Source organism: Ralstonia sp. Ralssp135, from assembly GCF_047304345.1.
Classification (GTDB): domain Bacteria; phylum Pseudomonadota; class Gammaproteobacteria; order Burkholderiales; family Burkholderiaceae; genus Ralstonia; species Ralstonia chuxiongensis.
The window spans coordinates 25000-32283 of record NZ_JBGLYZ010000050.1; the positions used below are offsets into that span (position 1 = coordinate 25000).

Sequence of the window (7284 nt, forward strand, 5' to 3'; positions counted from 1 at the left end):
CTATGCGTTGCTTGCTGTCACGCCGCCACGCTTCGCTTCAATGATCATCCGGTGAAATTCCTCCGCGGCTGGTGTCAGCGCACGGCCGCGCCGTTTCACGATGCCTACGCGCCGGTTCACCACCGGCTCCACCAGCGGCACGCTCGTGAGAATCGGGTGGTCACGCCCCGGCATGGCCATCGATGGCACCGCGGCAACGCCAAGCCCCGCTTCAACCAACCCCAGCATGGTGGTGACGTGCCGCGTCTCGCACACGCTGGGCGCTCGCGGCGCCACGGCTGACAGCGCCTGGTCCAGCAACAGGCGGTTGCCTGACGTCTTGTCTACTGACACGTATTCGTGCGCGTACAGCTCGTTCCACGTCACGCGCTTCTTGCGGGCGAGCGGATGATCGCGCCGGCAAGCTGCAACAAACCGCTCCTGCAGCAGCATCTTGAATTCGATCTCGGGCTCCTGGCTGCCCATGAAGCTCACGCCAAAATCTGCCTCGCCGCTGATGACTGCACCGAGCACTTCGTTCGCGCTTGCATCCAGCAGCTTGACCCTGATGCGCGGAAAGCGGCGGTGGTAGGTCGCAATCAGGTTCGGCAGAAAGTAATAGGCCACCGACGGCACGCATGCGATGGTCACGTGCCCGAGGCGGCTCGATGAAACGTCGCGGATGCCGAGCAGGGCGACGTCCAGGTCGTCGAGCAATTGTTCAGCACTGCGGGCAAACACGCGCCCGACGGTGGTGAGCGTGACGCTGCGTGTGGTGCGTTCGAACAAGGGCACACCCAGCGCGCTCTCGAGCTTATCGATCCGTCGGCTCAACGCGGGCTGGGAAATGCTGATCGCCTCGGCGGCCTTTCGGAAGTTGCCCAACTCCACCACCGCGCGAAATGCCTGCAAGTCCGTCAAATCGAAATTGATGCCCACCGGCTTGCCTCCACATCTCAGATGCGCAGCATTTTGCGCGATTTATCACGGGGTGACACGGGGCGGAGAAGGACGGAAGCGATGCTGCTGTCACGGTAATGCACCCATTTTGCGCAAGGAACCATGCCGGAACGCGCACCCGCGCTTTATCAAAAAAGCTCATCAAACCTGCCAATGCATTGAAATGTGCTGACGCTTCGTGTCACATGGCGCGCCAAGCCACGTCACCCCTCTTTGGTAGGGGGTGTGGCACGGTTCGTGCAGCCTTGCGCACGGTTTGACGACAACAAAAAAAGTTGGGAGGGTGTATGAGCAACAAGCAGGAACCCGGGGCGAAGATTTCGCGCCGACATTTCGTGATGGGGCTGGGGGCCTCGCTGCTGGCCGGTTGCGGGGGCGCGGGCGACGATGCCGACGCTGCGAGCGTCGCCCCGGCAACAACGGCAGGCGGGAGCACCACCGCGCCGGGCGCCCCGATCAACAAGACGCCCGTCGCGCCTCCCGCGGGCACCGTGCAGATCCAGAGTTTTACGCATCCCGGCCTGCTGCATACCGAAGCGGATTTCGCGCGCATGCGCACCAAGGTGGGGGCTCACGCGTCTCCCTGGATCGATAGCTGGAACGTGCTGGTTGCGAATGGCCACACGCGCCTGACGAACAAACCGAATCCGCAAACCGCCATCTACCGGGGCAATGACCCGACGCATGGACAGAACTACGGCACGCTCTACCACGACATCGCCGCTGCTTACGGCGACGCGCTGCGCTGGAAAGTGTCGAACGACAAGCAATACGCCGACAAAGCCATCGAATATCTGGACCAGTGGGCCTCGACGCTGACGACGCTGGGCGGCAGCGACGTGGCGTTGGCCGCCGGCATCTACGGCTACGAGTTCGCCAACGCGGCCGAAATCATGCGCAGCTACAGCGGCTGGAGTCCGGCCGGCCTGGCCGCGTTCCAGTCGATGATGCGCAAGGTTTTCTACCCTGTCAGTCATGCTTTCCTGACGCGTATCGACACCGCCCTGGACACGCATTACTGGGCCAACTGGGGCCTGGCCAACATCGCGTGCATTCTGGCCATTGGCGTGCTGTGTGATGACGCCGATCTCGTCAACGAGGCCATCACCCATTTCAAGACCGGGGGCAGCAACGGTTGTATCCGGCAAGCCGTGTACTACATGCACCCCGGCAACCTCGGACAATGGCAGGAAGCCGGCCGCGATCAGGGCCACACCACGCTCGGCATTGCCTTGACGGGTGCCATTTGCGAGATGGCCTGGAATCAGGGCATCGATTTGTACGGCTATGACAACAACCGCTTCCTTGCGGGCGCCGAATACGTCGCCAAAGCCAACCTGACGCAGCCGGACGGCGCGTTCTACACGGTGCCCTTCGTTACGTACCAGAACAGCGCCGGCGTCATCCAGACGCAGTTGTCCACCGGTGGGCAGGGCGGCGCCCTGGGCCGGCCGTGCTGGGCGCTGGTGGCCAACCATTACATCAACCGTAAAGGCCTGGCGGCGCCTTACACGAAGCGCGCAGCCGACCTCGTGGCGCCGGAAGGCGGTGGCGGCAACTACGGCCCCAACAGTGGCGGCTTCGATCAGCTGGGCTACGGCACGCTCACGTGCACGCTCGACCCTGGAACACCCGCCGCGGCACCGAGTGGCCTAACCGGCTATGCCAGCGCGGGCAAGGTCGTGTTGTCGTGGTGGGGCACCAGCAACGCCACCAGCTACAACGTCAAGCGCGCCACGATTGCCGGTGGCCCGTACACCACCATCCGCAGCGGCATCACAGACCTGCTGACCTATACCGATATGCCGCCCGCAGCCGGCACATATTTTTATGTCGTGACAGCGCAAACGATTGGTGGTGAATCGGCTGTCTCCAACGAGGTGAAGGCCATCACGGCGGTGCAGCTGCTTACGCATCTTGCTTTCGATGAGGGCAGCGGCACCACCGCAGCCGATAGCTCCGGCAACAGGCGCAACGGCACGCTCAACGGCGCGGCATGGGGCGCCGGACGGAGCAGCAACGCGGTCTCGCTCAACGGCTCTGGCGCCTACGTGGCGTTGCCCAACGACCTCCTGGTCAATGTGTCGGACTTCACCATCGCGGCGTGGGTGTTCTGGGATGGCTCACAAACATGGGCCCGCCTGTTTGACTTCGGAACGGGCTTTCACCGTTACATGATGTTGACGCCCCGCGGGCAGTTGCGTAGCGGCTGGGCCGGCATGCGCTTTGCCATGACGGCCAATGGCCCGGGCGATGGCCCTCCGGAACAGATCATCGACGCCCCCACCGAGCTGCCCAGTAAGCGATGGGTGCATGTTGCCGTGACGCTATCGGGCTCCACCGGCACGCTGTACGTGGACGGTGCCGCCGTGAGCACCAACACAGCCATGTTCCAGGCACCGTTCCGCCTGGAGAGCACCACACAGAACTGGCTGGGCAAATCGCAATACAGCACAGACCCGACCTTCAGCGGCCGGATCGACGATTTCCGCATCTATCGCGGTGCGCTCAGCGCTGCCCAGGTTGCGTCGGTCATGGCGAGCTGATTGCCACGGGCCCGATGGGGCCCAGCAACCAGATACCCCTTTTCTTTCAAGGATGTTTTTTCGATGACCGTGTTTTCTCAACGATGGATTGCCGTCGCCGCGATTGCGTTCGCGCTATTTGGCTGCGGCGGCGGGTCCGATAGCACGCAGGGCAGTAGCACGACAGGCAGCGGCACTGGAACGCAAGGCGGCACCAACGGAGGCACCACGGGTGGCCAGACCGGTGGAAATGGCGGCGGAACTGGAGGCGGAACCACGGGCGGCAGCGCATCCAGCCTGTCGGCCAGCGCCGCGCTCGTCGCCAAGTTGGGCAAGCCTTCGCGCGTGCTTGTCGGCCTCGGTTCGGGCCAGTCGATTTCGGATATGCAAAGCCAGGGCATTCGGCCGGACATCATCGACGTCTACCTCGTAGGCGCGGGACCTGGCTCGTGGCCGTACTGGAACAGCCCTGACGGTGCCTACATCACGTACAGCGCGCAGGCCGCCCAGGCGTATGGCGCAACGCCGATGTTCACGTTTTATCAGATGGCGCAGAACGGTGACGGCAACCTCAGCGGCATCACCGACACGACGTTCATGAACACGTACTGGAGCCAGGCGCGGTTGATGTATCAACGCATTGCCGCTCTGAACGCGCCCGTGTTGGTCAACCTCGAGCCCGACTTCTGGGGCTATGTGTGGGCGCAGGCACCGAGCCATGACCCAACGCAGATGGCCGCGGTGGTGAACAGCCAGCCCGAATGCAGCAGCCTGCCCAACACAGCCGCCGGCATCGGGCAGTGTCTGGTGCAGATGGCGCGCCAGATCGCTCCCAAGGCGCTGATCGGCTTCCCGCCGGCGTTCTGGTCAGGATCACCGAGTGCGGTTGCGGGGGAAATGCGTGCCGCCGGTGCGCACCAGGCCGACTTCATCGTCGCCCAGACCAGCGACCGTGATGCCGGCTGCCTCGAAGCCGCCACGGTGTCGGAATGCACGGGCCGCAGCGGCACGTTCTACTGGGACGAGGCCAACATCAACACGCCGAATTTCCATCAGTCGCAAAGCAGTTACCTGGACTATCGGACTGCGTTGGGCAATGGGTTGCCGATTCTCTGGTGGCAGACGCCCCTGGGTGTGCCGTCCAGCACGCCGGGCGGCACCAACCAGCACTATCGCGATAACCGAGTCGACTACATGCTGCGCAACACACAGGAATACGGCGACGGCCATACCTTCGCGGTCGTCTTCGGCTCGGGCGGCACGTACCAGACGACGATCAACACCGACGGTGGCCAGTTTGCGCGCCTGCTCGGTCTGTATCTCGGCGGGGGAGGGGCCACGCTGCAATAACCGGCGCGTGGCGCTCATGCGGGGCTGCTTGCGGGTTATAGCCGCGAGCACGCCCTGCCTGCGAGGCTACGCAGTCGTTGCGTAGTCAACGCGGTTTCTCCCTTTGCGCTTGGCCTCGTAGAGCGCATCGTCCGCGGCCTTGGTCAATGCATCCAGCGACGGGAAGCTCGAGCGGCGCGCCGTAGCGGATCCGACGCTCACGGTGAATGGAGCCAAGCCTGGGCTCCCTTCTGCGGTGCGGTTTCCTTCGACTTCGGCACGTATCGCTTCAGCGATTTGCCTGGCGCCGGTTTCGCCCGTATCGGGCAACAACACCACAAACTCTTCACCGCCGTATCGGGCTGCGAGGTCGCCGCGTCGACGCGCATGCTTCGAAATGCAGTGGGCGAGGTACTGGAGCGCGGAGTCGCCCTGGGCATGCCCGTGCTCGTCGTTGTAGCGTTTGAAGTGGTCGGCATCGACAAACAGCACGGATAGGCGACTGTCATTCCGTTGCAGGCGGTCCCACTCGTTCTCTAGCGCGACATTCAGTGCGCGCCTGTTCTTCAGGCCGGTCAGCGGGTCGGTTTGCGTAAGCTCGCGCAGGTGGTTTTCCGCCATCACGCGCCCCCGCAGCGCAAAAGCCAGGAGCCAGACACCTGCGCAGAAGGCAAGACTGACCGACAGCGACGACAACCCGACGATCCACGACAGCCGTTGCCAGGGTGCAAGTGCATCGTTCATTGCCGGAGCCACCACGGCGATGAAGGGGGTGCCCGGCACACGTTGAAACGTGTAGAGGCGCAGCACGCCGTCGCTGGCCGACGGTGCTACGTAGAAGCCGGACTCCTGATTCACCATGCGCGGGAACGTCAACGATTTGCCGAAATTGAGCGCGCGGGCTGCGCCTAGCGGCGGATTTCTCGCCACAAGCGTTCCGTCGATGCGAACGATGGCCGTGATGCCGCGCGGCCCGACATCGAGCTTCTCAAGAAGCTGCTTGAAGTAATCGAGATCGATTGCGACCAGCGCGGTGCCCGCGAATGTCCCATCGGCTCGGTTCATCCTTCGGCTCAGCGCAATGGCCTCCACGCCTGCGCGTGAGCGCGCCTTATAGACGGCGGACGTGTAGAGGCCAACGTTTGCGTTGTCGCGATGGACGATGAAGTAATCGCGGTCGCTGAAATCCCAGTGGTGCGTCACAGAACAGCAACCGTCGATGAGCCGGCCCTTGTCGTCTGTGACGCCCATGCCCGTGACATACCGGGCAGAGGCTGTCGGGCTGAACAGCAGATCGTGCCGGATCTCTGGATCGAGGTGTCGGATGCTGGGTTTGTCGAGTGCGGCGATCAGCGTCTGCAGCGACTGATCTGCCGATTCAACGGTGCGCGAGATGTGGCTTGCCAGAACGGCAGCGACATTCCTTGAGGTTTCGTTAGCGTGCTCGATGGCCGTTTCGCGGTTGGCCCACAGTGTCAGCGCACTGATTGCCAGGACAATCAATGTCAGCAGCGTCCCCAGCGCACCAACGATAAAGGGATGGTGGCCTGCCGATGTGGCCAGCCGTCGGGTGAGGGGGCGAAGGGGCATGTCGTGGTCTTGGGCGCAACGACAGACCGCGTGTCTGCCTGTTTGAGGAGGCAGACTGCGGTCGGTCTGGGGCGGTATTGATGCGTGCGTGGCACGCCATCACCGCTGGTAATCGGCACAAGACAGGAAAACTGCAGTCCGACGAGCCGCTTTTATTGCAGGCCTTTCCAATTCGGCCGAGATACCACCAAGCCTGTATGCGGCTCAACCGGCGATCGCGGTGGCCTTCGGCCTTCACACGAAACTGCTGACAGGCTCGCCTGCATCGGACCTCCCCCGCCCAAAGGCCCGAACGCGGACCTCCAACAGTCGAGCTTGAACCTCTGCGGGCGGAGCGCGAGTGTCAAACACTCGCCTTCCGCAGTCCAAGCTCGAAAATTTCGACCTCTGGCACCCGGCTTCGACCCTCGGACGGTGGAACGTCGGCCTCAAGGGGCCAGCGTCGAGTGTTTGAGGGCCAAGATCGGGCCTCGAAGGTCCGATGCATCGGATGTTTTTGGGCCGCGTTCGGGCCTCTCAGGGCCACGCGCCACTGTCTGACGGTGACGTGTCGCCCTCAGACTGCCGAGATCGAATGTTTGAGGTCGACACACGCGCCTAAAACTGCGGCGCTCGGCCGTCTGCAGGAAGACAGCGGGGAGTAGAAGGGCGGATGTGTTCCAGCCAGGGCCGACCGCCGCACGCATTGGACCAAGTTGCGCAGTGCGTGCGTGGTCTTTGGGGCCCAGCGGCCGGAGGCACAGAATCGGAAGTTGGACGGAGCCCCCATCGCTATAATCCATCCCGCTGCCGCACCAACGGCAGCCGGGTGTAGCGACCTGATCTATTCAGTACCTCTGGACGGCATCGCTCAGCGATTCGCCGGCAGACACTCGCGCGCTTTCAAGGGCGGGCCGGGTGG

The 7284-nt window shown here is 63.4% G+C and carries 4 protein-coding genes; 2 read left to right on the plus strand and 2 right to left on the minus strand.

All coding sequences use genetic code 11. From position 1 onward, the window contains the following. The gene (locus tag ACCD03_RS23265; protein WP_260799928.1) at positions 1–918 is read right to left on the minus strand and encodes a LysR family transcriptional regulator; all 918 of its coding nucleotides are present in this window, start codon (positions 916–918) and stop codon (positions 1–3) included. A 308-nt stretch (positions 919–1226) separates the two neighbouring features. Between ACCD03_RS23265 and ACCD03_RS23270 the strand changes: the two genes are divergently transcribed. After that, positions 1227–3485: a LamG-like jellyroll fold domain-containing protein gene (locus tag ACCD03_RS23270; RefSeq protein ID WP_413413028.1), complete on the plus strand. Its 2259-nt coding sequence runs from the start codon at positions 1227–1229 to the stop codon at positions 3483–3485. Positions 3486–3548: 63 nt separating this feature from the next. Beyond that, positions 3549–4814: a hypothetical protein gene (locus ACCD03_RS23275; protein WP_325649008.1), complete on the plus strand. Its 1266-nt coding sequence runs from the start codon at positions 3549–3551 to the stop codon at positions 4812–4814. 66 nt (positions 4815–4880) lie between these two features. Here ACCD03_RS23275 and ACCD03_RS23280 read toward each other — a convergent pair whose 3' ends face one another. After that, complete coding sequence (locus tag ACCD03_RS23280) at positions 4881–6383, minus strand: diguanylate cyclase (protein ID WP_413413031.1); 1503 nt, start codon at positions 6381–6383, stop codon at positions 4881–4883. Between the last annotated feature and the right edge of the window lie 901 nt (positions 6384–7284).

What these genes read in the sequence shown, in the direction of transcription:
- ACCD03_RS23270 (WP_413413028.1), top strand. Translation starts at nt 1,227, where the DNA reads ATGAGCAACAAGCAGGAACCCGGGGCGAAGATTTCGCGCCGACATTTC.
- ACCD03_RS23275 (WP_325649008.1), top strand. Translation starts at nt 3,549, where the DNA reads ATGACCGTGTTTTCTCAACGATGGATTGCCGTCGCCGCGATTGCGTTC.
- ACCD03_RS23280 (WP_413413031.1), bottom strand. Translation starts at nt 6,383, where the DNA reads ATGCCCCTTCGCCCCCTCACCCGACGGCTGGCCACATCGGCAGGCCAC.